Annotated in this window: 29 protein-coding genes and 1 pseudogene; 23 read left to right on the top strand and 7 right to left on the bottom strand. The window is 65.5% G+C overall.

Annotated elements, in window-relative coordinates:
* The first annotated feature begins 125 nt into the window (after positions 1-125).
* Both mddA and XI08_RS43960 read left to right on the top strand, forming a co-directional pair.
* On the top strand, positions 126-914 hold the full coding sequence (gene mddA, locus XI08_RS43965; RefSeq protein ID WP_271579217.1) for a methanethiol S-methyltransferase: 789 nt from the start codon (positions 126-128) through the stop codon (positions 912-914).
* 250 nt (positions 915-1,164) lie between these two features.
* Positions 1,165-1,587, top strand: a complete 423-nt coding sequence (locus XI08_RS43960) for a GFA family protein (protein ID WP_092186479.1) — start codon at positions 1,165-1,167, stop codon at positions 1,585-1,587.
* 52 nt (positions 1,588-1,639) lie between these two features.
* Here the strand turns inward: XI08_RS43960 and phnF are convergent, their stop codons facing one another.
* Complete coding sequence (gene phnF, locus XI08_RS43955; protein ID WP_025575231.1) at positions 1,640-2,371, bottom strand: phosphonate metabolism transcriptional regulator PhnF; 732 nt, start codon at positions 2,369-2,371, stop codon at positions 1,640-1,642.
* 158 nt (positions 2,372-2,529) lie between these two features.
* Here phnF and phnG point away from each other — a divergent pair, with 158 nt between their 5' ends.
* The 11 genes from phnG to XI08_RS43900 all read left to right on the top strand — a co-directional run bounded on the left by phnG (position 2,530) and on the right by XI08_RS43900 (position 11,181).
* Positions 2,530-2,943, top strand: coding sequence for a phosphonate C-P lyase system protein PhnG (gene phnG / locus XI08_RS43950; RefSeq protein WP_442869941.1), 414 nt, complete (start codon positions 2,530-2,532; stop codon positions 2,941-2,943).
* Positions 2,944-2,947: 4 nt separating this feature from the next.
* Positions 2,948-3,556, top strand: coding sequence for a phosphonate C-P lyase system protein PhnH (phnH, locus tag XI08_RS43945; protein ID WP_271579215.1), 609 nt, complete (start codon positions 2,948-2,950; stop codon positions 3,554-3,556).
* A 3-nt stretch (positions 3,557-3,559) separates the two neighbouring features.
* Positions 3,560-4,663, top strand: a complete 1,104-nt coding sequence (locus XI08_RS43940) for a carbon-phosphorus lyase complex subunit PhnI (RefSeq protein WP_271579214.1) — start codon at positions 3,560-3,562, stop codon at positions 4,661-4,663.
* Complete coding sequence (locus XI08_RS43935) at positions 4,660-5,556, top strand: alpha-D-ribose 1-methylphosphonate 5-phosphate C-P-lyase PhnJ (RefSeq protein ID WP_271579213.1); 897 nt, start codon at positions 4,660-4,662, stop codon at positions 5,554-5,556. Before XI08_RS43940 ends, XI08_RS43935 begins: the two co-directional genes overlap by 4 nt.
* Positions 5,549-6,346 carry a phosphonate C-P lyase system protein PhnK gene (gene phnK / locus XI08_RS43930; RefSeq protein WP_271579212.1) on the top strand — a complete coding sequence of 266 codons (798 nt, stop codon included), beginning with the start codon at positions 5,549-5,551 and terminating at the stop codon, positions 6,344-6,346. The genes XI08_RS43935 and phnK overlap by 8 nt, the downstream gene beginning before the upstream one ends.
* An 8-nt stretch (positions 6,347-6,354) precedes the next feature.
* Positions 6,355-7,053 carry a phosphonate C-P lyase system protein PhnL gene (gene phnL, locus XI08_RS43925; RefSeq protein ID WP_271579495.1) on the top strand — a complete coding sequence of 233 codons (699 nt, stop codon included), beginning with the start codon at positions 6,355-6,357 and terminating at the stop codon, positions 7,051-7,053.
* A gap of 11 nt (positions 7,054-7,064) precedes the next feature.
* Positions 7,065-8,222 (top strand): alpha-D-ribose 1-methylphosphonate 5-triphosphate diphosphatase, encoded by a 1,158-nt coding sequence (locus XI08_RS43920; protein ID WP_271579211.1) that lies wholly within the window; start codon positions 7,065-7,067, stop codon positions 8,220-8,222.
* Positions 8,219-8,815, top strand: a complete 597-nt coding sequence (phnN, locus tag XI08_RS43915) for a phosphonate metabolism protein/1,5-bisphosphokinase (PRPP-forming) PhnN (RefSeq protein ID WP_271579210.1) — start codon at positions 8,219-8,221, stop codon at positions 8,813-8,815. The genes XI08_RS43920 and phnN overlap by 4 nt, the downstream gene beginning before the upstream one ends.
* 28 nt (positions 8,816-8,843) lie before the next feature.
* The gene (locus tag XI08_RS43910; RefSeq protein ID WP_027542436.1) at positions 8,844-9,455 is read left to right on the top strand and encodes a pyridoxamine 5'-phosphate oxidase family protein; all 612 of its coding nucleotides are present in this window, start codon (positions 8,844-8,846) and stop codon (positions 9,453-9,455) included.
* Positions 9,456-9,960: 505 nt separating this feature from the next.
* Positions 9,961-10,206, top strand: a complete 246-nt coding sequence (locus XI08_RS43905; RefSeq protein WP_271571583.1) for a hypothetical protein — start codon at positions 9,961-9,963, stop codon at positions 10,204-10,206.
* A gap of 21 nt (positions 10,207-10,227) precedes the next feature.
* Positions 10,228-11,181, top strand: a complete 954-nt coding sequence (locus XI08_RS43900) for an aliphatic sulfonate ABC transporter substrate-binding protein (RefSeq protein ID WP_271579209.1) — start codon at positions 10,228-10,230, stop codon at positions 11,179-11,181.
* 7 nt (positions 11,182-11,188) lie between these two features.
* Here the strand turns inward: XI08_RS43900 and XI08_RS43895 are convergent, their stop codons facing one another.
* The 3 genes from XI08_RS43895 to XI08_RS43885 all read right to left on the bottom strand — a co-directional run bounded on the left by XI08_RS43895 (position 11,189) and on the right by XI08_RS43885 (position 14,254).
* Entirely contained in the window at positions 11,189-11,971 is a 783-nt protein-coding gene (locus tag XI08_RS43895) for an alpha/beta fold hydrolase (RefSeq protein ID WP_271579208.1), read from the bottom strand.
* Positions 11,972-11,974: 3 nt separating this feature from the next.
* On the bottom strand, positions 11,975-13,270 hold the full coding sequence (locus XI08_RS43890; protein ID WP_271579207.1) for an O-acetylhomoserine aminocarboxypropyltransferase: 1,296 nt from the start codon (positions 13,268-13,270) through the stop codon (positions 11,975-11,977).
* A gap of 183 nt (positions 13,271-13,453) precedes the next feature.
* Complete coding sequence (locus tag XI08_RS43885; protein WP_271579206.1) at positions 13,454-14,254, bottom strand: IclR family transcriptional regulator; 801 nt, start codon at positions 14,252-14,254, stop codon at positions 13,454-13,456.
* Between the two features lie 128 nt (positions 14,255-14,382).
* Between XI08_RS43885 and XI08_RS43880 the strand changes: the two genes are divergently transcribed.
* From XI08_RS43880 to XI08_RS43855, 6 genes are read left to right on the top strand one after another with little or no spacing between them, the layout of a single operon-like run.
* On the top strand, positions 14,383-15,348 hold the full coding sequence (locus XI08_RS43880; RefSeq protein ID WP_271579205.1) for a Bug family tripartite tricarboxylate transporter substrate binding protein: 966 nt from the start codon (positions 14,383-14,385) through the stop codon (positions 15,346-15,348).
* Between the two features lie 3 nt (positions 15,349-15,351).
* Positions 15,352-15,969, top strand: a complete 618-nt coding sequence (locus XI08_RS43875) for a flavin reductase family protein (RefSeq protein WP_271579204.1) — start codon at positions 15,352-15,354, stop codon at positions 15,967-15,969.
* A 56-nt stretch (positions 15,970-16,025) separates the two neighbouring features.
* Complete coding sequence (locus XI08_RS43870; RefSeq protein WP_271579203.1) at positions 16,026-16,886, top strand: fumarylacetoacetate hydrolase family protein; 861 nt, start codon at positions 16,026-16,028, stop codon at positions 16,884-16,886.
* A gap of 3 nt (positions 16,887-16,889) precedes the next feature.
* A complete protein-coding gene (gene hpaH / locus XI08_RS43865; RefSeq protein ID WP_271579202.1) occupies positions 16,890-17,693 on the top strand; it encodes a 2-oxo-hept-4-ene-1,7-dioate hydratase in 804 nt (267 codons plus the stop codon).
* A gap of 25 nt (positions 17,694-17,718) precedes the next feature.
* Positions 17,719-18,102, top strand: a complete 384-nt coding sequence (locus XI08_RS43860; RefSeq protein ID WP_271579201.1) for a RidA family protein — start codon at positions 17,719-17,721, stop codon at positions 18,100-18,102.
* Positions 18,103-18,114: 12 nt separating this feature from the next.
* Positions 18,115-18,990 carry an amidohydrolase family protein gene (locus tag XI08_RS43855; protein ID WP_271579200.1) on the top strand — a complete coding sequence of 292 codons (876 nt, stop codon included), beginning with the start codon at positions 18,115-18,117 and terminating at the stop codon, positions 18,988-18,990.
* Between the two features lie 31 nt (positions 18,991-19,021).
* Here XI08_RS43855 and XI08_RS43850 read toward each other — a convergent pair whose 3' ends face one another.
* Together XI08_RS43850 and XI08_RS43845 are read right to left on the bottom strand one after the other, a co-directional pair.
* Complete coding sequence (locus XI08_RS43850) at positions 19,022-19,750, bottom strand: helix-turn-helix transcriptional regulator (protein ID WP_271579199.1); 729 nt, start codon at positions 19,748-19,750, stop codon at positions 19,022-19,024.
* Positions 19,751-19,891: 141 nt separating this feature from the next.
* Positions 19,892-20,899, bottom strand: a complete 1,008-nt coding sequence (locus tag XI08_RS43845; protein ID WP_271579198.1) for an LLM class flavin-dependent oxidoreductase — start codon at positions 20,897-20,899, stop codon at positions 19,892-19,894.
* Between the two features lie 265 nt (positions 20,900-21,164).
* On the opposite strand from XI08_RS43845, the gene XI08_RS43840 reads away from it, so the two are divergent.
* The 4 genes from XI08_RS43840 to XI08_RS43825 all read left to right on the top strand — a co-directional run bounded on the left by XI08_RS43840 (position 21,165) and on the right by XI08_RS43825 (position 23,268).
* On the top strand, positions 21,165-21,341 hold the full coding sequence (locus XI08_RS43840) for a hypothetical protein (protein WP_192859540.1): 177 nt from the start codon (positions 21,165-21,167) through the stop codon (positions 21,339-21,341).
* 156 nt (positions 21,342-21,497) lie between these two features.
* Positions 21,498-22,001, top strand: a complete 504-nt coding sequence (locus XI08_RS43835; protein ID WP_135177726.1) for a Twin-arginine translocation pathway signal — start codon at positions 21,498-21,500, stop codon at positions 21,999-22,001.
* A gap of 11 nt (positions 22,002-22,012) precedes the next feature.
* Positions 22,013-22,651 carry a ferric reductase-like transmembrane domain-containing protein gene (locus XI08_RS43830; protein ID WP_271579197.1) on the top strand — a complete coding sequence of 213 codons (639 nt, stop codon included), beginning with the start codon at positions 22,013-22,015 and terminating at the stop codon, positions 22,649-22,651.
* 128 nt (positions 22,652-22,779) lie between these two features.
* The gene (locus XI08_RS43825; RefSeq protein WP_271579494.1) at positions 22,780-23,268 is read left to right on the top strand and encodes a cyclic nucleotide-binding domain-containing protein; all 489 of its coding nucleotides are present in this window, start codon (positions 22,780-22,782) and stop codon (positions 23,266-23,268) included.
* A gap of 95 nt (positions 23,269-23,363) precedes the next feature.
* On the opposite strand, the pseudogene XI08_RS43820 reads toward XI08_RS43825, so the two are convergent.
* Positions 23,364-25,219 (bottom strand): annotated as a pseudogene (locus tag XI08_RS43820) (caspase family protein).
* Between the last annotated feature and the right edge of the window lie 210 nt (positions 25,220-25,429).

Here is a 25,429-nt window from a genome sequence, read left to right as displayed (position 1 = left end):
GTCTCAAGCAAAAATCAAAGTCGTCTCAGGCGAAAATCAACCGTCCGCGAAAGTCTTGGGCATACCGATGCGGCATGGTGCAGCGACCAATGAAGTGCCGGCGTTTTGGCACAACGGAGCTTTCCATGTCCCAAATTGATCACCAGGTTCATTCAATCGGCCCGGAGGTTGCGGGCTCACGCATTTTCAAGTTCATCGCCTTTCTGTACGGAATTGCGGCATATCTCGTGTTTTTCGTCACCATTCTCTACGCTATCGGCTTCGTGATGGGGCTGGCGGTGCCGAAGACCATCGACACCGGAGCCGAAGCGCCCGTCGTTCGCGCGGTCATCATCAATCTGCTGCTGATGTCGCTGTTCGCGGTTCAACACAGCGTGATGGCGCGCCAGCAATTCAAGGCGTGGTGGACGCAATTCGTCCCCAAGCCGGTCGAGCGATCGACTTACGTGCTGTTCGCGAGCCTGTCACTGCTCCTCCTGTTCTGGCAGTGGCGTCCGCTGCCTGCGGTCATATGGGAGGTCGAGAATCCCGATCTTGCCGTGGCGCTGGTCACGCTGTCCTTCGCGGGTTGGATATTGGTGTTCACCTCGACCTTCATCATCAATCATTTCGAACTGTTCGGCCTGCACCAGGTGACCAACCATCTTGTCGGCAAGGAACCGGCGCCGCCGCGTTTCAAGACGCCGCTGCTCTACAAATTCGTCCGTCATCCGATCTATCTCGGCTTCATCATGGCGTTCTGGGCGGCACCGGTCATGACCGCGGGCCATCTGCTGTTCGCGGCCGTGACCACGCTCTACATCTTCGTTGGCATCGCGCTGGAGGAGCGCGACCTCGTCGATCTCTTCGGCGACGAATACCGGCAGTACAAACAACGCGTGTCGATGCTTATTCCCTGGCGCCGGTCAGTTTAATCGTCGCGCCTTTCCGCCGCGTCCGCCGAAAGGAGGACGCGCGACGGAGCTGAGGCGTGTATCTCGCCGGACACCAGCCTTCAACGACCCTCGGGGTGATTCCCCCTCACTCCGATGTGACCAGCGCGAGCGAAGCTCGTCGCGTCCAGCGCGAGCGAACCTCGTCACGACCCCGCATCCGCCTTCGCCGAGATCTCGGTGAAGCGGAGCGGGGAGAGGATTTCCAACCTTCATCAACGGAGACGACCAAATGAAACATGTCGGACACTGCTTCTGCGGCGCGGTCACGGTCGAGGTCACGGGTGCGCCAGAGGCGATGGGCTATTGCCATTGCGGCTCCTGCCGGTCCTGGTCCGGCGGGCCGGTGAATGCCTTCAGCCTGTGGAAGCCCGATGCCGTGCGCATCACCGAAGGCGCGCAGCACGTCGAGACCTTCGCCAAGACGCCGCTCAGCCAGCGCAAATATTGCAGGAAGTGCGGCGGCCATCTCATGACCAATCACCCGCCGCTCGGCCTGACCGACGTCTTCACCGCCACCCTCCCCACCCTGGCGTTCACGCCCGGCGTCCACGTCAACTACGCCGAGACGGTGCTGCCGATGCGCGACGGCCTGCCCAAGCTGAAGGATTTTCCCGCCGAGTTCGGCGGCAGCGGCGAGATGATGCAGGAGTAGGAGGCCGCTGCTCTTCCTCGTCTCTCGTGGGAGACGGGAAGAGGGCTGCATCTCAGCCGTTCTCGACCAGAAACTCCACCCGCTCGGCGGCGAAGCGCGAATGCTTCGTCACCAGCGGCTTGCCATCGAGATCGTGGTCGGTGGCGTCGACCACGAGGATCGGCCGTCCCAGCGGCAGATCGAGCCGTGCAGCGTCGGTCGCATCGACGATGCCGGCGGTGATCCGGGTCGCGCCGCGGCGATAGTCGCGGACACCGAAGTGCTCGAGCAGTTTCGTCATCGAGCGCGTTGCTGCAAACACGCTGCCCGCATCCGGAAACAACTCCGCCGACAGCCATGTCGTGGAGACGCAGATCGGCGTGCGGTCGGCGAGGCGGATCGCCTCGATCCGCACCAGCGGCGCGCCGACCTTCAAGCCCAGCTCGCGCGCCAGCTCACGCGTCGCGACGTCGTCGGCCGCCTCGATCAACTGCCCGCGCGGCTCACGGCCGCCGGCGCCGACGATCTCGGAGAAGCGCGTGCGCGAGCGCAGCGGATAGGCGATGCGCTGCGCCTCGACATAGGTTCCGCTGCCGCGCTCGGCGCGCACCAGGCCGCGCTCGGCAAGGGCTGCCAGCGCCCGCCGCACGGTGTGGCGGTTGACGCGATAGGTCTCGGCGATCTCCATCTCGCCCGGCAGCTTGTCGCCGGCGGCAAAGCGGCCGTCGGCGATGCCACGCTCGATGCCGTCGGCAACGAGGCGCCATAGCGCGACGCCCGTGGAGGCGGTGTCCTGCATGCTCATATCGCCGGTCAGCCTAGCCCGAAAATCACACGCTTGTCACGAAACAGTCATGGCGCTTCCGTATGAAGTTGTCTACTATCATAGACAACTTGGATTCGGCAAGTTCGGTGGATCGGGTGACGCAGCAGACCAATCAGCAAGCCCAGCGCAAGGCCGCGATGGCCGTGCTGGAGCACGCGGAGGCGGGCGAGATCGCCGCTCGCCTCCGCGCTTTCGCCCTTCCGGCCCACCAGGATCTGCGCATGCCGGAAAACGGCCTCGTCATGCTGCGCGGCCGGGTCGGCGGCGACGGCGCCCCGTTCAATCTCGGCGAAGCCACGGTGTCGCGCGCCGCGGTGCGGCTTGCGAGCGGGGAGGTCGGCTTCGGCTACACGCTCGGACGCAACGGCGAGAAGGCGCGCCTGATCGCGCTGTGCGATGCGCTGGTGCAGTCGCGTGATTTTGGCGGGCTGGTGGAGCGGGACGTTATCGCACCGTTGCGCGAGCAGCTTACGATCCGGCGCAAGCAGGCGGCGGCCGAGACCGCCGCGACGAAGGTTGATTTCTACACCATGGTGCGCGGTGAGGGGTGAGATCATGACCACAATTGCGGAACTGCCGCCGGGGTTCGCCGACAAGGTGCTGTCGGCGCAATCGACCTTTCGCTCGGTCATGGACGCGATGGCGCGGCCGGGCTCGGTCCAGCGCATCGTGCCGATGGCGGGAACACCCGGGCCGATGATGCGCGGCGTCGCCGCGATCGCGCTGACGCTGTTCGATCACGATACGCCGCTCTGGCTCGATGCGCGGATGGCGGAGAGTTCCGCCGTCGTGAAATGGCTCAAGTTCCACACCGGCGCGCCGGTCATCCAGGATTCCTCGATCGCAAGCTTTGCCTTGATCGGCGACGGCGCCTTGCTGCCGGCGCTCGAGCGCTTCGCGCTCGGCACCAGCGAATATCCGGATCGGTCGACCACATTGATCCTCCAGGTCGATCGCCTTGACGCAGGGCAGGGCTTCGAGCTGCGCGGCCCCGGCATCGACGGCGTCGCGACGCTCCGGGCCTCGATCAAGCCCGCCGACCTGTTCGAGCGTCTGCGTGTCAACGAGACGCTGTTTCCGCGCGGCATCGACGTGGTGCTGGTCGCGGATGACGCCGTGGTCGCGATCCCCCGCACCACGCGTGTCGTGAGTAAGGAAAGCTGAAGCATGTATGTCGCAGTCAAAGGCGGCGAACGCGCCATCGAGAACGCCCATCGCCTGCTCGCCAACGCGCGGCGCGGCGACCAGAGCGTGCCGGAAGTCACGCTCGACCAGATCTCGGAGCAGCTTGGTCTGGCCGTGGACCGCGTCATGAGCGAGGGCTCACTTTATGATCGCGAACTCGCGGCGCTTGCGATCAAGCAGGCGCGCGGCGATCTGATCGAGGCGATCTTCCTGGTCCGCGCCTTCCGCGCCACGCTGCCGCGCTTCGGCGCCAGCGAGCCGGTCGACACCGGCGCCATGCGGGTGCAGCGGCGGGTGTCCTCGACCTTCAAGGACATTCCCGGTGGTCAGATCCTCGGGCCGACCTTCGACTATACGCATCGCCTGCTCGATCCCTCGCTCGCGGAGGGTTTTGTGCCCGAAGCGCCCGCGACGGCCGAGGCCTCGACCGCGCCGACGCCGCGCGTGACCGATATCCTGGGCCGCGACGGGTTGATCGAATCCTCGCCGCAGGCCGAGGACGGCGCCAGCGTCGGCGATCTCACCCGCGAGCCGCTGAACTTCCCGGCGGATCGCGACCTGCGCCTGCAAAATCTCGCACGCGGCGACGAAGGCTTCCTGCTGGCGATGGGCTATTCCACCCAGCGCGGCTACGGCCGCAACCACCCCTTCGCCGGCGAGATCCGCTTCGGCGAGGTCGAGGTCGAATTCTCCGCCGAGGACGTCGGCTTCGCCGTGCCGCTCGGCTCGATCGAGCTCACCGAGTGCCAGATGGTCAACCAGTTCAAGGGTTCTGCGACGGAAGCGCCGTGCTTCACCAGCGGCTACGGCCTCGCCTTCGGCCAGAGCGAGCGCAAGACCATGTCGATGGCGCTGGTCGATCGCGCGCTGCGTGCTCGCGAGCTCGGCGAAGAGGCGCTCGCACCGGCGCAAGATGAAGAATTCGTGATGTCGCATTCGGACAACGTCCAGGCGACCGGCTTCGTCGAGCATCTGAAGCTGCCGCATTATGTCGACTTCCAGTCCGAGCTTGGCCTGCTGCGCAAGCTGCGTCAGGAATTTGCCGAGGCCAATGCGCCCGATGCCATGAAGGAGGCCGCGGAATGAACGCGCCCACCTACAATTTCGCCTATCTCGACGAACAGACCAAGCGGATGATCCGCCGCGCCATCCTGAAGGCGATCGCGATCCCCGGCTACCAGGTGCCGTTCGCCAGCCGCGAAATGCCGATGCCCTATGGCTGGGGCACCGGTGGCGTGCAGGTGACGGCGGCGATCCTCGGGCCTGAGGACGTGCTGAAGGTGATCGACCAGGGCTCCGACGACACCACCAACGCGATCTCGATCCGTAAATTCTTTGCCAAGACCGCCGGCGTCGCCACCACGACGGCGACTGACGATGCGACCGTGATCCAGACCCGTCACCGCATTCCCGAGGCGGCGCTGCACGAGAACCAGGTGCTGGTCTATCAAGTGCCGATCCCGGAGCCGCTGCGTTTCCTCGAGCCGCGCGAGACCGAAACGCGGCGCATGCATGCGCTTGCCGAATACGGCCTGATGCATGTGAAGCTCTATGAGGACATTGCGCGCTTCGGACACATCGCGACCGCCTACGCCTATCCGGTCAAGGTCAACGCGCGCTACGTGATGGATCCATCGCCGACGCCGAAATTCGACAATCCCAAGATGGACAATTGTCCGGCGCTGCAACTGTTCGGCGCCGGCCGCGAGAAGCGCATCTATGCGATCCCGCCCTATACGAAAGTGGTGTCGCTCGATTTCGAGGATCACCCCTTCGAGCCCTACCGCTTCAACGCGCCCTGCGCGCTGTGCGGCGCCGAGAATTCCTATCTCGACGAGATCGTTACTGACGACAAGGGCGGCCGCATGTTCGTCTGCTCCGACACCGATTATTGCGAGGGCCGCCAGGCCGCCGGCCATCACGGCAGCCTGAGCGCTGCGCCGTACAAGGAGAAGGCGCAGGAGAAATCAAATGGCTGATCACGACATGCTGGACAACGATGAGCCGCTGCTGGTCGCTGAGTCGCTCAGCAAGTCCTACGGCCGCATCGCCGCGTGCCGCGACGTGTCGTTCTCGCTCTATTCCGGCGAGGTGCTGGCGATCGTCGGCGAATCCGGTTCGGGCAAGTCGACGCTGCTCCAGCTGCTGTCCGGCCAGCTCGCAGCCAGCGGTGGCCACGTCTCCTACCGGATGCGCGATGGCGTCAGCCGCGATCTCGCCACGCTCGGCGAGGCCGAGCGGCGCTTCCTGTTCCGCACCGACTGGGGCTTTGTGCACCAGGATCCCGCGCAGGGCCTGCGCATGGCGGTCTCGGCCGGCGCCAATGTCGGCGAGCGGCTGATGGCGGTAGGATGGAATCACTACGGCCGCATCCGCGACACCGCGGCCGACTGGCTCACGCGCGTCGAAATCGACGTCGCGCGCATCGACGATGCGCCGCGGACCTATTCCGGCGGCATGCGCCAGCGCCTCCAGATCGCCCGCAACCTCGTCACCGAGCCGCGGCTGGTGTTCATGGACGAGCCGACCGGCGGCCTTGATGTGTCGGTGCAGGCGCGCCTGCTCGATCTCTTGCGCAGCCTCGTCGCCGAGCTGCATCTCGCCGTCGTCATCGTCACCCACGATCTCGCAGTCGCGCGGCTATTGTCGCATCGCGTGATGGTGATGAAGGGCGGCCGCGTCATCGAGACCGGTCTCACCGACCAGGTCCTCGACGATCCCCGCGAGCCCTACACCCAGCTCCTCGTCTCCTCGATTCTGCCGCCATGAGCTTTACGATGACCGCCATGATCGACATCGCCGACGCCAACAAGACCTTTACGATGCACCTGCAAGGCGGCATCGAGCTGCCTGTCGTGCGCGGCGTGACCTTTCACGTCAATCCCGGCGAATGCGTCGTGCTGTCGGGCCCGTCGGGCGCCGGCAAGTCGTCGATCCTGAAGATGATCTTCGGCAATTACCGCTGCGACTCCGGCCGCATCGGCATTCGCCATCGCGGCGCGCTGATCGATCTGGCCACTGCCGAGCCGCGGCAGGTCCTCAATGTGCGCCGCGCGACCATCGGCTATGTCAGCCAGTTCCTGCGCGCGGTGCCGCGGGTTGCCACGATCGACGTCGTCGCCGAGCCGCTGATCGCTGGCGGCATGGCCCGAGCCGAGGCGCAGCAGCACGCGGGGGCCCTGCTGCACCGTCTCAATATTCCTGAAAGACTCTGGCAGCTTCCGCCCGCGACCTTTTCCGGCGGCGAGCAGCAGCGCGTCAACATCGCGCGCGGCTTCATCTCCGACCTGCCGATCCTGCTGCTGGACGAGCCGACCGCTTCGCTCGATGCCGCCAACCGCGCCGTCGTGGTCGAGCTGATCGCCGAGAAAAAGCGCCAGGGCGTCGCCATGGTCGCCATTGTCCATGACGACGAAATCCGGCATCTGATTGCCGACCGCATCGTCGATGTCACCAGCTTTGCCGCCGCGGCCTGAAGGAAATGGAAATGAACGCCAAGCCGAAGGACACCGTGATCGCTAATGCCAGGATCGTGCTGGCCGACCGGGTGATCGAGCAGGGCTGGCTTGCTCTTGCGGATGGACGCATCGCCGAGATCGGCGAGGGCAGGGCGCCTGCGGGCGCCGAGGATGCCGGCGGCGACCTGATCATGCCGGGCCTGATCGAGCTCCACACCGACCATCTCGAAGCGCATTACGTGCCGCGGCCGAAGGTGTTCTGGAACCCGGTCGCCGCCGTCGTCTCCTATGACGGTCAGCTCGCCACATCGGGCATCACCACCGTGTTCGACTCGCTTCGGGTCTGGCGCGAGGACGGCGCCGAGGAAGTCGATGGCCGCGCGGGCGTGCTCGCCGCCGCGATCACGACCGCGCGCGACGCTGACCTGCTGCGCGCCGACCACTTCCTGCATCTGCGCTGCGAAATCCCGATGCCGAGCGTGGTCGAGGAGGCCAAGGAGCTGATCGACCGTCCCGACGTGAAGCTGATGTCGCTGATGGACCACACGCCCGGCCAGCGCCAGTTCCGCGACGAGGGCAAGCTGCGCGACTATTACCGCGGCAAGAACGGCGGCAAGACCGATGCCGAGCTCGACGAGCTGTTCGCAAAGCGCTTCGAGTATCAGAAGGCTTATGCGGCGACCAACATGCGCGAGATCGTGGCGCTGGCGCATCAGTACAAGATCCCGCTGGCGAGCCATGACGACACCACCGAGGAGAATGTCGCGGACGCCGTGCGCGATCGCGTTTCGGTGGCGGAATTCCCGACGACGCTGGAGGCCGCGCGCGGCCTGCATCAGGCCGGCATCGACATCCTGATGGGCGCGCCCAACGTCGTGCGCGGCGGCTCGCACTCCGGCAATATCGCCGCGGTCGATCTCGCCCGCGAGGGCCTGCTCGACATTCTCTCGTCGGACTACATTCCATCGAGCCTTCTGATGGCCGCGCTGCAATTGCCGGAACATGTGCCCGCGATCAGCCTTCCGGCTGCGGTGCGCACCGTGACGAAGGCGCCGGCCGAGGCGGTCGGTCTCTCCGACCGCGGCGAGATTGCGGTCGGCAGGCGTGCCGACCTCATCCGCGTGCACATCGCGGGCAGCGTTCCCGTTGTCCGCAGCGTCTGGCGTGAAGGAAGCCGGGTTGCATGAGCGAGACCGCGACCATGGCGCAGGGCGAGGCGGGTGCGATCGGCCCTGGCCGGCTCGTGCTCGTGGTCGGTCCCAGCGGTGCAGGCAAGGACACCTTGCTGCGGCTGGCGCAGGCGGCCTGCACCGACGATCAGAACGTCGTCTTTCCGCGTCGCGTCGTGACGCGGGAGTCCTCCGCGGCCGAAGACAACATTGCCATGAGCCCGGACGAATTCCGACGCGGGATCGATCACGGCGATTTCGCCGTGCATTGGGAGGCGCATGGGCATTGCTACGCGCTGCCGCTCGAAATCAACGACGACATCCGCGCCGGCCGCGCCGTCGTCGTCAACGTCTCGCGCACCGTGATTGCCGCGCTGCGCCAGGCCTATGCCAATGTCGTCGTGGTCGCCATCACGGCGCCGCCGGACGTGCTGGCGCAGCGGCTTGCCGCCCGCGCCCGGCACAGCGACGGCAATATCGCGGACCGGCTGTCCCGCAGCGTCGAAGACGTATCGGCGCAGGCCGATGTCACCATCCTCAACGCCGGCAGCGCGGATTATCACGGCCGCCAGCTCGTGCGCGTGATCAGGAACGAAGGCTGGCGCGAGTAACCGCCGGCGCAAAAGGAGAGTGGAAGAAATGTCGGTGATCGAAACGGTCGAACAATTGGAGGCCATCTACGGTGCCGTCGGTGACGCCTCGACCGTGAAAGTCGCCGACCATGTGACGCCGCTCTATCGCATCTTCATCGAGAAGGCGCCGTTCGCGGCGCTCGCCACCATCGGGCCCGAAGGCATCGACTGCTCGCCGCGCGGCGATCTGCCCGGCTTCGTCCGCATTCACGACCCCAAGACGCTGATGCTGCCGGATCGCCGCGGCAACAACCGGGTCGATTCCCTGCGCAACATCGTGCGCGACCCGCGCGTGTCCCTGATGTTCCTGGTTCCTGGCTCCGGCAATGCCGTCCGCGCCAACGGTCGCGCGCATCTGTCGATCGATCCGGAGCTGCTGGCCTCCTTCAAGGTCGAAGGCAAGGCGCCGCGCAGCGTGATGGTGATGAATGTGGACGAGATCTACTTCCAGTGCGCCCGCGCCATTGTCCGCTCCGATCTCTGGAACCCGGACAAGCGGATCGATCCGAAGACCTTACCGACGCCCGGCCAGATCCTTGCCGAGATGAGCCAGAACAAGGTCGGCGGCGAGGAGTATGATCGCATCTGGCCGGAGCGTGCGGCTGCCACGATGTGGTGATCGCGCGCTCTCTCGTCTCCCTCGCCCCGCTCTTGCGGGGAGAGGGCGGGGTGAGGGGCCTCTCTCCGCACGTGAGATCGCTGTGGGACCTGTACCCCCCTCACCCGGATCGCAAGAGCGATCCGACCTCTCCCCGCAAGCGGGGCGAGGTGAAGAGGGCGCCGGTGTTGAACTCATCGCGAGATGAATCTGTCTGCCGTCACTTGCGGCGGGAGAAGCGGCCCAACGCGTCGGCCGCAAATATGGATAGCCATTTCATTGACCGATCGTGCCGATCACTCGATATTTGCAGCATCGAAACTGCTCCTCGAGCCGAAGCCGCAACATGAGAACCGATCACCAGCGTAATCCAGGCGACATGCACGCGTGCATGACGCGGCGCTGTTTCTCGGCGGCCACCGGCGCCTGTTGTTGTTGCTGACCGCCTCCCTCTCAGCACGTCACATCGCAAATCCCAAGACAAATCCCAAGACAGGAACGCCGCAATCCCGGCGAGTGAGCAGTCATGTCCCAAGCCCAATTCGAAGCCCAATTCGAAGCCCAGTCCAACGCCTACATCATCGAAATCCACGACCGCGCCGCCGGCATCATCACCCGGGACGCGCGCGGCTTCCGCTTCTTTTCCTCCGAGCGTCTGTTCGACAGCCTCGAAGGCCGCCAGTTCCGCTCGGCGCGCGAAGCCGAGCGGGCGGCACGCGCGGTGTTCTCCGAGCGCAGCCGGCGCGCGAATTCGCAACTCTTCGCCAACTGATCCCACCGAAAGGACCGCGATATGATCACCCGACGACACATACTTGCAACGACACTCCTGCTCGCGACCGCCTTTGCTGTCCCCGCACGCGCCGAGGACAAGCCCGCCGAAATCCGCATCGGCACCCAGAAAGGCGGCTTCTTCCCGGCGGTGCGGCAGCGCCAGACGCTCGAAAACGCCTTCAAGCCACTCGGCATCGAGATCAAGTGGATCGACTTCCAGTTCGGTCCGCCGCTGCTGGAGGCGATCAATGTCGGCAGCGTCGATTTCGGCTATGTCGGCGACTCCCCGCCGATCTTCGCGCAGGCCGGCGGCGCAAAGATCCGCTACGTCGCCGCGGTGAAATCGGACGGCAACACCCAGGCGATCGTCGTACCGAAGGACTCGCCGATTCACGCGCTCGCCGATCTCAAGGGCAAGCGCGTCGCCTTCGGCAAGGGATCGAGCGCGCACAATCTCTTGGTCGCGGCGCTCGAGAAGGCCGGTCTGTCCTGGTCCGACATCACGCCTGCGCCGCTCGCGCCGGCCGATGCGACGGCGGCCTTCGTGAAGGGCTCGGTCGACGCCTGGTCGATCTGGGATCCCTATCTCGCGCTGGCCGAACTGAAGGAGAATGCGCGCGTCATCGCCTTCGACAAGGACGTGCACAAGCCGAACGCCTTCTACATCGCCGGCACCGATTTCGTGGAGAAGTATCCCTCCCTCGTCGCGAAGCTCAACACGGCCTTCGCGTCCGAAGGCGTATGGGCGGATTCGCACCACGAGGACGTGGCGAAGGCGCAAGCCGAGGCGACCGGCGTCGATATCGAAGCTGTCAAGCGCTTCGTCGCTCGCTCCAATTATCGCGTGGTGCCGCTCGATGCCGAGGTGGTCAAGAGCCAGCAGGCGGTCGCTGATCGCTTCGCCAAACTCGGCCTGATCCCAAAGCCGGTCAACGTCTCCGACATCGTCTGGAAATGGACGCCGGGGTCTTGAGCAGGGCTCAGCCTTTCAGCGCAGCGAGCAACTCATCCGGGCGTTCGGCCATGATCATGTGGCCTGCGCCCGGCACCACGACGGTCTTCGCATGCGGGATCGCGGCCGCTAGCGCCTTGCCGGCCTTCGCCGGTGTCATCATGTCCCGCTCGCCGAGGATCAGCGTCGCAGGCACTTTGACGCTCGCGGCAGCTTGAAGCGCATTGGCGTAAGCGTTGCAGGCCGACAGATCCCTGAACAGCACGCCCGGCTCGCAAGATTTCAGCACCGCCTGCGCGCCGCCATGCATCCACAGGCCCGGCGCGAGGCTGCCGCCGAGCTCCGCGTCGAAGCCGAGGCCCCAGATCGACACCATGTCGTTGGCATCCTGCGAGTTGGCCTCGGCCGCCTTGAGCAGATCCGGGCCGACCGTCATGGTCGCGGCGGTGCCGATCAGGCTGAGTGCGGAAACCCTGTCGGGATGCCGCGCGGCGGTCTCCAGCGAGATCAGCGATCCCATGGAGTGGCCGATCAGATGCGCCTTCGCAGCTCCTGCGGCATCGAGCAGCGCCGCCGTCCAGTCGGCCATCTCGGTGATGCTCGCGAGCGAGGGGCCGGCCGAGCGGCCGTGACCGGGCAGGTCAGGCGCCAGCACGGCGTAGCCGTGATGGGCGAACCAGCGCGTGTGCAGCGCCCAGGTCGAATGGTCGAAGCCGGCGCCGTGGATGAAGACCACCGCGGGCAGGGACTTGTCGAATTCGCGGCCGCCGGTTGCGACAAACACATCAGTGCCGTTGACGGAGAGTTTCATGGCCTAAACCTTTTGCGAGATGCGCAGCGCTTGATTGAGATCGTCGATGATGTCGGAAGCGGTCTCGATGCCGACCGAGAGACGCACCAGCTCCTCGCCTATGCCGGCGGCCTTGAGCTGCTCGGCATCCATCTGCTGGTGCGTGGTCGAGGCCGGGTGGATCACCAGCGTCTTGGCGTCGCCGACATTGGCGAGATGGCTGATCATGCGCAGCTGCTCGATGAACTTGCGGCCGGCGGGCCGTCCGCCCTTGATGCCGAAGGAGACGATCGAGCCGGCGCCGCGCGGCAAGAGCTGCTTGGCGAGCTGGTAATCCGTGTGGTCCTCGAGCGAGGGATGCAGCACCCAGTCGACGGCCTTGTTGGCTTTCAGCGCCTCCAGCACGGAGTGCGTGTTCTGCATGTGACGGTCCATGCGCACGCCGAGCGTCTCCACGCCCTGCAAGAGCTGGAACGCGTTGGTCGGCGACAGGCAGGCGCCGAAATCGCGCAGGCCTTCGGTGCGCGCGCGCATGATGAAGGCCGCGGTGCCGAATTGCTCGTCGAAGACGATGCCGTGATAGCCGCCATAGGGCTCGGTCAGCACGCCGAACTTGCCGGAGCCGCGCCAGTCAAAACGGCCACCGTCGACGATGGCGCCGCCGATCGCGATGCCGTGGCCGCCGATCCATTTGGTCGCCGAATGCATCACGATGTCGGCACCAAGCTCGATTGGCCGGCTGAGATAGGGCGTCGCAAAGGTATTGTCGATCAGCAGCGGAATCTTTGCCTCATGCGTAATCGCCGCGACGTTCGGGATGTCGAGCACCTCGAGCCCGGGATTGCCGATGGTCTCGCCGATCACGAGCCTGGTGTTCGGCTTGATGGCGCTGCGGAACGCATCGAGATCGCGCGGCTTCACAAATGTCGTGGTGATGCCGAAGCGCGGCAGCGTGTGTGCGAGCAGGTTGATGGTGCCGCCATAGAGCGAGCTCGACGCGACGATGTGGTCGCCGGCGCTCAGCAGCGTCGCGATGGCGAGATGCAGCGCGGCCATGCCGCTCGCGGTGCAGATCGCGCCGACGCCGCCTTCGAGTGCTGCAAGCCGCTCCTCCAGCACGCCCGTGGTGGGATTGGAGATGCGCGTATAGATGTGGCCGGCCCGCTCCAGGTTGAACAGCGCGGCGGCGTGATCGGAATCCTGGAACACGTAGGACGTGGTCTGGTAGATCGGCACCGCGCGGGCGCCGGTCGCGGGATCCGGATGCTGGCCCGCATGCAGGCTCAGGGTCTCGAAGGCAGGCGGTTTTGGCGCGGGCATGCGTGGCCTCGTTGCTCGGTCGGCGATGGCGGCCCTTGTGCCACAAAACGGAGTGCCAAGTCAGCCCATTGACTATTCACAAGAGGTCGTCATGCCCGGGCATAGCCGTCCGAAGGACGGCGTCGCTCCCGCTCGCCTATGCCCGGGCATCCACGTTCTTTTGTGCCGCGGGGAAAGGCGAAGCTAACCCCGGATCGCCTGCTCGATGATCCGCGCCTCCCGCAGCAGGATCTCGGCGACCTCCTGCTCCCGCCTCGGGCCGAGCCTCGTCCGAACGGCGGAGACCGTGATCGCCGCGGCGGGCTGCCCGTCCGGCGTCTTGATCCAGGTGGAGATCGATTTCGTGCCCTGCACGAGGCCGATCTCTCTCATATTGTAACCCCGCCGTCTTGCATCGGTAATCTGGCTCATCACCGTCGCGACGTCGGTCTGGTAGGCCTCGAACCGCTTCTCGTTGGCTGCGACGATTTTTCGCGCGTCCGGCGCCGGCATCGCGGCGAGGATGGCGACGCCGGCGCTAGAGACGCCGAGCGGCCGGCGCGCGCCGACCTCGATCGACAGCACCTGGATCGGATAGACGCCGATCCTGCGATCGACGCACAGCGTGTCGTTGCCGGTCCGCACCGTCAGGAACAGCGTGTCGCCGATCTCGGCGGAGGCGCGCCGCAGCGACGGATTCGCCGCGACCAGCAGCCGCGACGGCCGCGCCCGTGCCAGCGCCAATTCCGGCACCTGGTTGCCGATCGCGTAGCGGCCGGTTCGATCGTGCCGCTCGACGATGCCTTCCTCGATCAGCACGTGGACGATGCGATGCACGGTCGGACGGGTGAGGCCTGTCGCCCGCACGACCTCGGCCAGCGGCACACCGTCTTCGCGCCCTGCGGCAAGAATGCGCAGCACCGCGAGCGCGCGCCGGATCGCCTGCGCGCCCTGTCGCGGTTCCAGCGCGCCGCGGGTGGCTTTCCGAGAAGGTCTCTTGTCCATAATATGGACAAGAACGCCACAATTCACTCGACAGGTAAAGCGCGCATCTGGAGATTGCGCGGCGATCGAGCGCCGTGCGCAACGTCAAGGCGTTCGAAGTGAATTGGAAGCGCCGCCGGGAGGTTAACATGAGATTAATCGCGATTGCCATAGCTGCCGCAGCCGCAATGCTGGCGGGGCCCGCATCGGCTCAGCAGTGGCCGGCGCGCAGCGTCAAGCTGATCGTGCCCTATCCGGCCGGCGGCAATGTCGACAGCGCCGCGCGCATCATCGCCGACAAGCTCCAGGAAAAGCTCGGCCAGCCCTTCATCATCGAGAACAAGGCCGGCGCCGGCGGCATGATCGCGGGCGAGGCTTTCGCGAAATCGGCACCCGACGGCTACACGCTGTTCGTCGGCGCCAACGGCCCGGTGCTGTTCGCGACCGAGATCAACAAGCGCGAGGCCTATAATTGGAAGAAGGATTTTCTCCCCATCTCGACCATCTCGATGACGCCGCTGGTGCTCGAGGTGCATCCCTCCGTCCAGGCCAACAATTTCAAGGAATTCATCGACCTCGCCAAGCGCGAGCCCGGCAAGCTGACCATGGCTTCGCCCGGCCCCGGCACCACCAACCATCTGCTCAGCGAGCTGATGCAGTCCAGCCTCGAGCTGCAATGGGTCACCGCGCATTACCGCGGCAACGCGCCGGCCATCAACGATCTGCTCGGCGGGCAGGTGCAGTTCGCGTTCGACCAGCTCACGGTCAGCCTCCAGCACATCAAGGCCGGCCTGTTCCGCGCGCTCGCGGTCACCAGCCCGCACCGGCTGAAGTCGCTGCCTGACGTCCCGACCTTCGCCGAGTTCGGCTACAAGGATTTCGACGGCCAGACCTTTACGGGCCTGTTCGCGCCCGCCGGCACGCCGGCGCCAGTGGTCGACAAGCTGCACGAGACGCTGGTTGCGATCCTGAAAGACCCCGGCGTGATCGACAAGTTCGAGAAGCTCGGCGGAGAATCCACCCCGATGACGCCGGTCGAGTTCAGGGCCTATCTCGAGCGCGAGGACGCCAAGTGGATTCCGGTCGTGCGCAAGGCCAACATCAAGGCGGACTGAGCGATGCGGATCGATCCCAGCGAGCTCGGCGCGGAGCGCATCTACCGGCTGATGACCGGCATCGTGGTGCCGCGCCCGATCGCCTGGGTGACGAGCCTGTCGCGCTCCGGCGTGCTCAACCTCGCGCCCTTCAGCGCCTTCACCTTCGTCTCGCAGAAGCCGCCGATGCTGGCGATCAGCGTCGGCCGCAAGGGCGCCGACTACAAGGACACCGCGCACAACATCCTCGATACCGAGGAATATGTGATCCACATCGCCGATACCCCGCTGATGTCAGCGGTGCACGACAGCTCGATCGAGCATCCGCCCGACGTCAGCGAGGTCGCCGAGCTCGGCCTCGAAACACTCGCGAGCGAGCGCATCAAGGTGCCGCGGCTCGCGGCCGCGCCGGTCGCGATGGAATGCGTGTTCCGGCAGTGCCTCGAATTCGGCGACGCCCGCAGCCGCCTGATCGTCGGTGAGGTCGTGATGTTCCACATTCGTGACGGCCTCGTGGAAAACGGCAAGGTCGAGACCAGGGCGCTCGACCCGATCGCGCGCATCGGCGGACCGCGCTACGCGCGCCTCGGCGAGATCGTGACGCTGAACACCGTGTTCCAGACGCCCAAATCGAAAGACTGAGCGCGCGGGTCACCGCGCCGGCCCTTGTGCCCAAAAGACCATTGGAGAAAACGACAATGCGACTCCTGAGCTATCTCCTGGACGGCGAGCTCCGCTACGGTGCGGCTGTCGCGGGCGGCGTGGTCGATCTGACCAAACGGATCGGCCGCGACTTTTCCGACGTGAAGGCGCTGATCGCGGCCAATGCGCTGGCGGACGCGCAGGAAGCGATTGCCGACCAGAAGCCGGACTACGCGATCGATGATCTCGTCCTGCTGCCGCCAGTGCTGGCGCCGGAAAAGCTCTGGTGCATCGGCGTCAACTACGCCGAGCGCAACGCCGAATATAAGGACAATTCGGACCTGCCCAAATATCCGAGCCTGTTCGTGCGCAGCATGTCCTCGATGACAGGCTCCGGCCAGCCGTTGGAGAAGCCCACAGTCTCGGATCAGCTCGACTACGAAGGCGAGCTCGTCATCGTGATCGGGCAGGGCGGCCGCCACATTCCCCGCGAGAAGGCTTTCGCGCACATCTTCGGCATGACGCTCTGTAACGAGGGCACGATCCGCGACTGGCTGCGCCACGGCAAGTTCAACGTCACGCAAGGCAAGAATTTCGACCGCTCCGGCAGCATCGGCCCGTGGATCGTCACGGCTGACGAGCTCGATCCGCGCGGGCCTCATGACATCATCACGCGCGTCAACGGCGAGGTGCGGCAGCAGGACACCACCGAGCGGCTGATGTTCCCGTTCGATTTCCTGATCTCCTATCTCTCCACTTTCGCCACGCTCAAGCCCGGCGACATGATCGTGACGGGTACGCCGACCGGCGCGGGCGCGCGCTTCGACCCGCCGCGCTGGCTGAAAGTCGGCGACGTCGTCGAGGTCGAGTCGAGCCGCATCGGCGTGCTGCGCAACACCGTGGCCGCGGAGCAATAGACCATGCTGGATGCCGCCACGATCGAACGCCTTGCCGCGCGCCTGGACGAGGCCGAGCGCACCAAGGCGCTGATCCCGATGTTCTCGAAAGAGTATCCCGGCCTCACGATCGAGGACGCCTACGCCATCCAGCGCGCTTGGACGAAACTCCAGCTCGGTCGCGGCCGCGTCGTCAAGGGCCACAAGATCGGACTGACCTCGAAGGCGATGCAGAACGCGGTCGGCATCTCCGAGCCCGATTACGGCGTGCTGTTCGCCGACATGTTCTATGCCGACGCCACGCCGATCCCGTTCGACCGCTTTCACGCGCCGCGCATCGAGGTCGAGCTCGCCTTCGTGCTGAAGGCGCCGCTGCGCGGGCCCGACTGCACCATTTTCGACGTGCTCAACGCCACCGACTACGTGACGCCGGCGCTGGAGATCTTGGAGACGCGCATGCATCGCGTCGATCCCGAGACCGGCAAGACGCGAAAGGTAATGGACACGATCTCCGACAATGCCGCCAATGCCGCGCTGGTGCTCGGCGGCCGGCCGTTCCGCCCGATGGATGCGGATCTGCGCTGGATCGGCGCGCTCCTGTTCCGCAACGGCGAGGTCGAGGAGACCGGGCTTGCCGCCGGCGTGCTCAACCATCCCGCCAATGGCATCGCCTGGCTCGCCAATCGCCTCGCGCCGCATGACGAATATCTTGGGGCCGGCGAGGTGGTGCTGGCGGGATCGTTCACGCGTCCGGTGGACATCCGCCGCGGCGACACCTTCCACGCCGACTACGGCGCGTTCGGCTCGGTGTCGTGCCAGTTCGTCTGAACCAACACATAAGAGAGAGCGCACCATGACACGGCGCAAGAGCATCCATATCGGCGGCTTCAAGCACGCCAACCCGATTCCGAACGCCTGCCGCATCGGCAATCTCGTGATGTCGGGCGTCATCCTCGGCCGCGATGCGGCCGGCGCGATGCCCGAGAGCTTGGACGCGCAATGCGCCAATATGTTCGCGCACATGAAGGCGACGGTGGAAGCCGCCGGCGGCACCACCGACGACATCATCAAGATGACGGTGTGGCTGAAGGACCGCTCGCAGCGCGGGCCCGTGAATATCGAGTGGCTGAAGATGTTTCCCGACGAGCATTCGCGCCCGGCGCGCCACGCGCTGCCGATGGACAACATGGACGGCGGCGCGCTGGTGCAGTGCGACTTCACCGCCGTGATCGACTGAAGGAGCCAGCGCATGCCGACCTATCTGCCGTTCGACCCGAACCCGCGCCGCCCGGTCAAGGCGCCGCCACCGAAGACCATCGACAGCCAGTTTCACGTGCTGGGCCCCATCGACAAATATCCGGAGCGCCCCGGTGCGGCCTACCGGATGCCGACCGCGACCTGGGAAGCGGCGCTGTGGATGCACAAGGCGCTCGGCATCGAGCGCGGCATCATCGTGCAGACCACGACCTATGGCGCCGATCATTCCGTCGTGCTCGACGGCCTTGCGGCGATGGGCCCGAATTATCGCGGCTGCGCCAATGCGCTGGTGTTCGCCGAGGCGAGCGACGCCTATCTCGCCAAGCTGCACGACGCCGGCGTGCGCGGCGCGCGCTTCAGCTTCCGCCAGGAGCTCGGCGCGGTGCTGTCGGATGCCGATTTCGCCCGCGCCATCGCCCGCATTCGCGAGCTCGGCTGGTACGTCAAGATCCAGCCGGAGAAGGACGGTATCGTCTCCAGTGTCGCCAAGTACGAGAATCTCGACGTGCCCGTCCTGATCGACCACATGGCGCGGCCCGATCCGCAAGCCGGCAGGAACGATCCGAACCTGCGCAAGATGTTGGAGCTGCTCGCCAAGGGCAATTTCTGGGTCATGCTGTCGCTCGGCGAGAAGACCTCGAAAGCCGGCCCGCCCTACGACGACGTGATCCCGATCGCGCGCGCCTATATCGAGGCGGCCGTCGACCGCTGCGTCTGGGCCAGCGACTGGCCGCATCCGGTCTCCGTCAAGCAGCCGCCGAACGACGCGGACCTGCTCGAGCTGATGTACCGCTACGCGCCCGACCAGGCGACGCTGGAGAAGATTCTGGTGCACAATCCGGCAAAGCTGTTCGGGTTTGCCGACTGATCGGCTCCGGTCGCGATCGGGCCATTCACGCTCAGGGCGAGATGATCCGGTCGCGCATGGCGATCATCACGGCCTGCGTGCGGGTGGCTGCGCCGAGCTTCCTGCAGCAGCTCTTGATGTGCGCCTTCACGGTGCGTACCGTAATGGTCAAGGCGTCGGCGATCTCGTCGCTGGATCGCCCGACGGCCGCGAGCGTCAGCACCTCGCGCTCACGCGAGGACAGTACGAGCTGCGGAGCCTCGGGCAGGCCGCGCAGCTTCAGCACCCGGTCGAAGGCGTAAAGCGCCATGAGGTGGAGCGCGGGGAGATCGCGCTCCGGCAGATCGATCTCGGCGCCGCCGAACCACACCTGGCCGTTGCGGCCCGCTGGCGAGATGACAGGGATCACCACGCCGTCCACCATGCCGAAGTCGCGGGCGCGTCGCACGAGCTCGACGGCGCGCGGCTCCCGTTCCGGATCGTACGGCGCTTCCCTGAACCAGCGGAACGGCTGAAGCGTTGTCCTGCAATAACGCAGCGCGGGATCGTGCCACACATACTGCGCCTCGGAATACATATCGAGAAAGCCGGCCGGCAACCGTTCGGCGAGAACGGCCTGGCGCGGTACTTCGGTCGACAGCGGGGCGACATAGGAAGTGCAGTAATAGTCGAAGCCGTGCTGGCCGAGCGTGCGGCTCATTGCATCCAGAATGCTCGCGACATCAGGAAGCTGCCGCACCGTCTCGACGAAATCGAATGCTCGACTGCGGACCACGTCCATCGGCGGCCTACGATCAGGCTTTGAGGGATCGGCGCTACGCTACCCTTCCAGGCGGCGAGTGTAGGACGTCGAGGCCGTAACTGCAATCTGCGCGAATTTGCCACGCTCGGGAGGGTATCGCCGACGTCCGGCCCGGTGTGATCACCGGGCCGGCTGCGTCGCCAGCCTGTCACGCACCTCCGCCGCGATCTGGAACGAGCGCAGCCGGGCGGCGTGGTCGTAGATCTGGCCCGTGGTCATCAGCTCGTCCGCGCCGGTCTCGGCGATCAGCGCCTTCAGCTTCTGTTCGACCACTTCAGGCGAGCCGACCGCGGAGCAGGACAGCGCTTGCGCCACGCCGGCCTTCTCGGCCGGCGACCACAGCGCGTCCATGTCGTCGACCGGCGGCGGCAGCGGGCCGGGCGTGCCGCGGCGCAGATTGATGAACTGCTGCTGGAGCGATGAGAACATGCGCTGCGCCTCGGCGTCGCTGTCGGCGGCGAACACGTTGACGCCGACCATCGCATGGGGCTTGTCGAGCTGCGCCGACGGTTCGAAGCGCGCGCGATACTCGCGCAGCGCCGGCATCATCATCTGCGGCGCGAAATGCGAGGCGAACGCGAAGGGCAGGCCGAGCATGGCCGCCAGCTGCGCGCCGAAGGTGCTCGATCCCAGGATCCACAGCGGCACCTTGGTCCCCATGCCGGGCACGGCGCGGATCGCCTGGTTCGGCTGGACGTCGCCGAGCAGCGCCTGCAACTCCAGCACGTCATGCGGAAAATTCTCGGAAGTGGTGGCGAGATCGCGCCGCAGAGCCCGCGCGGTGAACTGGTCGGTGCCCGGCGCCCGCCCGAGCCCGAGATCGATCCGCCCCGGATAGAGCGACTCCAGCGTGCCGAACTGCTCGGCGATGACCAGCGGCGAGTGGTTCGGCAGCATGACGCCGCCGGAGCCGACGCGGATCGTCTTCGTGCCGCCCGCGACATGCCCGATCACCACCGACGTTGCGGCACTGGCGATCCCCGTCATGTTGTGATGTTCGGCCAGCCAAAACCGCTTGTAGCCCCAGGCCTCCGCATGCCGTGCGAGATCGAGCGAATTGCGAAACGCCTGCGCCGCATCGCCACCTTGGCGGATGGGCGCGAGGTCGAGCACGGAGAAGGGGATCATGCGTCGGGGTCCGAATGGAGGGAGATATGCGGCGGAAGCCCACATGTAGTGCTGTCCAGGTCCGAATGTTAGCGCCGCACGGTCCCCCAGATACGGACGCAACGATGCCATTCGGAATTGTCGTGGGTGACCGGCGAACTGCCCAGATTGCGCTTTTTGACCCAGGGGACTTTCAGCGCAGGTTTGACTTACGTCAACATTCAAGACTTGGCTTCATTTTCACTTCCGACGTTGGTTGCTTCGATTCCCTTTCTGGAGAGGTATGATGGCCGATCCGACCAAGCTCTCGGTTGAGAAAGCGCTCGAAAAGATACGTCAGCGCGACGAGCCGAAATCAGAGAATTCACGCCTTGATGAAAAAACTGACGCTCTCAATGAAGAGATAAAACGTATGAGAGCGCAAAGGCTCCGCCTTGAACGACAACAGGGCAAGCGTGGCTGAATAGCGCGTAGGATGGGTAGAGCTGTCTGAGCGGCCCGCGCCTGCGTTCACAACACTGTTATTGCGACCTGTTGCGCCCTTTGTCCCAACTGGGCGTTCGGTGCCTGTTGTTGTACTCTTGCCGGAGCCATTGTACGGGCGCCAGGAGGAATGGACATGACCATGGTCGTACTCAACCGCCGCAACCTCCTCGCCGTCGGCGGCTCCGTCCTGGCAACCGGGGTTTTGGCAAGCGGGGTTCCCGGACTCCTGTTGCCGGCCCGCGCGGACGGTCTCGCACCGACCGAGTCGATGTCGGGCGGGGCGAACAACTACCGCAAGGGCGCGGCGATCGTGGACCGGATCGGCAAGGGCGGCTTCTGGATGAGCGGCACCGTCCGCCGCGCCGGCGACGGGGCTCCACTCGCCGGGCAGCGCATCCAGATCTGGGCGCACACGACCGAAGGGCAGGAGCACGAGCCGCAGAGTCATGGCGCCACGCTCACCGACAAGGACGGCAAGTTCCGGCTCGAGATGCCGCAGATCATTCCCATCTTCGGCCAGCCGCATGGTCACCTCGCCTATGACAGCGGCGAGTTCAAAACCGTCTTTCTGCGGCCGGTGATGCGGAGCGCAAAGGAAACCAGCCTGGAAGCGCATTTCGTCCTTCAGCCGGCCTGACCGCGTTGCAAATGAAGGGGTGGAGATCGGCCCTGGCGCCCCTGATCTGGGTCGCCCTTGCCTTGGCCATCGGCGTGCCGATCGCCAAGGCTGCGGGAAGCGAGCAGCTCGCGTGGCGCGGTCCGGTCTACATCCTCGCCGGGTTTGCGGGGATCGTCGCCCTCGGCCTCGTGCTGGTTCAGCCCCTGCTGATTGGCGGGTACCTGCCGGGACTGTCGGCCTATCGCGGACGGCGTGGCCATCACTGGATCGGCGGCGCGCTTGCGCTGGCGGTGGTGATCCACGTCGCCGGCCTCTGGATCACCAGCCCGCCCGACATGATCGACGCGCTGACCTTCTCATCGCCGACGCCGTTCTCCCCCTTTGGCGTGACCGCCATGTGGGCCATCTTCATTGTTGCGCTTCTGGCCGCGCTGCGCCGGCGATTGGGACTGCGACCGCGAACCTGGCGCTTCGTTCACATGCCTCTCGCGATCGTCATCGTCGCCGGCAGCGTGGTCCATTGCCTGCTGATCGAGGGGACGATGGAGACGATCTCGAAGGCGGCGCTCTGCGCGCTCGTCCTCGCGGCAACCGTGAAAGTCATGGTTGACCTGCAGGTGTGGCGAAGGCGACGGACGCTGCGCGGCGAGAGCATTGCGCCGCAGTAGGCCACGCGCGATTGATCGCGATTTACAGACGTCTTTATTCAAGCACGTTGATTCAAGCACGTTGGGCGTCGTCATCGCCTGTGTGTGCTCTGCTTGCCGCAGATCGCGACGCGGCGTATCCTTTCGCGATGGTTGTCAGTGCTCCCGAGCTGAAAGAGTTCCTGCTCGCGACGCCGTTCTTCGGCGGTCTCCCGGACCCAAGCCTCGACCTCCTGATTTCGATGCTGGTCGAGCGCCGCTTTGATGCCGGCGCGACCGTCGTGGCGGAAGGCGAGCCGGGACGCTCGATGTTCATCGTCAAATCCGGCCGGCTGGCGGTGAACAAACGGGCGAATTCGGGGAGCGTCATCCCGATTTCCATTCTGGAGCCCGGCGATTTCTTCGGCGAGATGTCGCTGATTGAAATGCAAAATCGCTCCGCCACGGTGGTCGCGGAGAGTCCGACGGTGCTGTACGAGCTGACGGCGCAAAAGCTCTACGCGTGCTACAAGGCCGATATCCACGCCTATGTGATCGTCCTGCAGAACATCAATCGCGAGCTTTGCCGGCGGCTGCGCCGCTCCGACGATCGCCTCACCGGACACGAGGTGGGCGAAGAGGAACCCTCTGCGCGATGAATGTGCTTCTCCGGCGCTGCCGCGCAGTTCGAGATTGGCGAGATCATCAAACGACAAGACAGTCCAAGTCGGCATAAGAAGCCTGCAGAAATTGGCTAGTTGCAAACTTCCTCTTGTGCGCCCGCCATATTGGTAACGTGCGGTCCAATTTTGGGTGCAACAATCCGACAGCCGGGCTTCACCGGGCGACAGCCTGCAGCGTTGCAGAGCATCTGACCGGAGGCGGACGGCTTTGAGGGCGCGGCCTCGACCTTCTTCCTTTCGTCGTCTCGCGGCTTGGCATCCTCGCGGGTCGCGACGGGCTTCTTGTCCTGCACCTTCTCGCACTCGTTGTCGTCGTTGACGCGATAGCCTGCGCGGCAGGCGATCTTCACGCAGGTATCGCCATCAGCCCTAAAGCCGCGGTCGCAGACCAGGGGGCAGACGCGTCCCGGCTTGGCCTTGATGGCATCGAGTGCGTCGAAGCTGGCGAGCTTGGCATCGAACTTCGTTCCGGCATGCTTGTTGAACAGCGTCAGCGAGCGCTGCGCGGCGGCGTTCCATTCTCCGTCCGCTGCACCCGTCAGACACCCGACGCGACGGAGTTCTGACTGCACCAGCTTTGACGTCTCCTGCGGCGAGAGACTCGGCGGCGTTTGGCTGGGCCCAACTGCGGCGACCTTCTGCTCGCCGTCACGCTGAGCCTTCTCAGTCGCCTGCTTTGCGGCCAGCTCGGCGGCCGCCTTCTCGTTCGCGATCTTGTCGGCGAGTGCCTTCTCGGCGGCCTGCTTGTCGGCCAGCGCCTTGGCGACGGCGGCCTCGGCGTCCTTCCTGCGCTGCTCGGCTGCGACCGCCTTTGCTTCCTCGACCTGCTTGGCCTTCTCGGCCACGAGCCGGGCATCCTCGGCGGCCTTGGCGGCGGCCGCCGCCTTGTCCTGTTCGGCTTTGTTGGCGCGCTCAGCCGTGAGCCGCGCCTTTTCGTCCTCAGCCTGGCGCGCCTTGGCCACTGCAGCTGCGCGCGCCTCTTCGGCCGCAACGTTCTTCAACTGCGCACGAGCGAGACCTGCATAGAACCCTTCGGGATAAGCCTGGAGGAATGCTTCCCATCCGTCCCGGTTTCCTGTCTGCAGGGCAAGCTCATAGTCCCGGCGGATCCCGTCCTGAGGGTTTGCTTGCGGCCCTTGCGGCGCGGTGACCAAAGGCTTTGCAGGAACCAGCGCCACATCATCGCCGCCGAGCGAGCCATAGACATAGGGCTCCTGCTTGTAGCCGGTGTTCTTCAAGACATCGTCGCGGACGAAGCCAAAGGCCTTGCGCAGGTCGAGCCCCGGCGTCGGCAGACGCTCGACGAGAGCTGCCGCGAACGGGCTGTTCTTGGAGTCGCCATCCGAAGCCGTCGAGCCCGCCTTGGCCGCGAAGGCGATCATGGTGTTCGGGCTGGTCGGCTCGATCTTAGCGAGACCGCGCCCGATGGCGCGCGCCGCAATCGTCCGCTTCATGGTTTTGGCGAAGGGATTGTCGCGGCAGGCATCGAGAATGACGAGCCGGAGCTGCTTGGCGGGTTCGACGGCGAACAGGGCGCGATCCAGTGGCAGGGTCTCGTCGAGCACATCGCTGTCCGTCTCGAGCGTCGCATCCGTCGGGATCAGGTAGTTGGTGCCGTCCAGTTCAATGCCATGGCCGGCGTAGTAAACGACGGCCACCTCGGCCTCACGAGCCTTGCCGCCAAAATCGCGCAGCGCCCTGCGCATCTCGCCGGCGTTGAGGTCGAGCTTGATGTCGACCATGTCGAACCCCGCCTTCTTGAACATGCTACCGATCAGGGTGGCGTCGTTCGCCGGGTTGCTGAGCCGGGGGGGACGCTCTTGTAGGCCGAATTGCCGATCACAAGCGCGACGCGTCGTTCGGCCATTGCCGGTCCGCATCCGAGCCACACGGCAAAAATGATCAAGAAAAAACGAAGCGCGCCCATTACAGCCCCAAATCAAACGTGAGCAGCGTATTCGCAGCCTGCCGAAAGGCAAGCGGACGGTATGTGACGTCGATCACGGAAAGGGTTGGGGGCGGCGCCGTTCGAGCTGCGGCCGGAGTGGTAAGCAGCAATGGAAGCTCTGATCCTGGTGGCAGAGCGCGGTGGGCCCGACGACGTTTGCTGGAATCGGCATCATGGGCGTTGAACCAC

The organism is Bradyrhizobium sp. CCBAU 11361 (assembly GCF_028128935.1).
Lineage (GTDB): Bacteria > Pseudomonadota > Alphaproteobacteria > Rhizobiales > Xanthobacteraceae > Bradyrhizobium > Bradyrhizobium niftali.
This window is presented reverse-complemented; position numbering and strand designations above follow the sequence as displayed.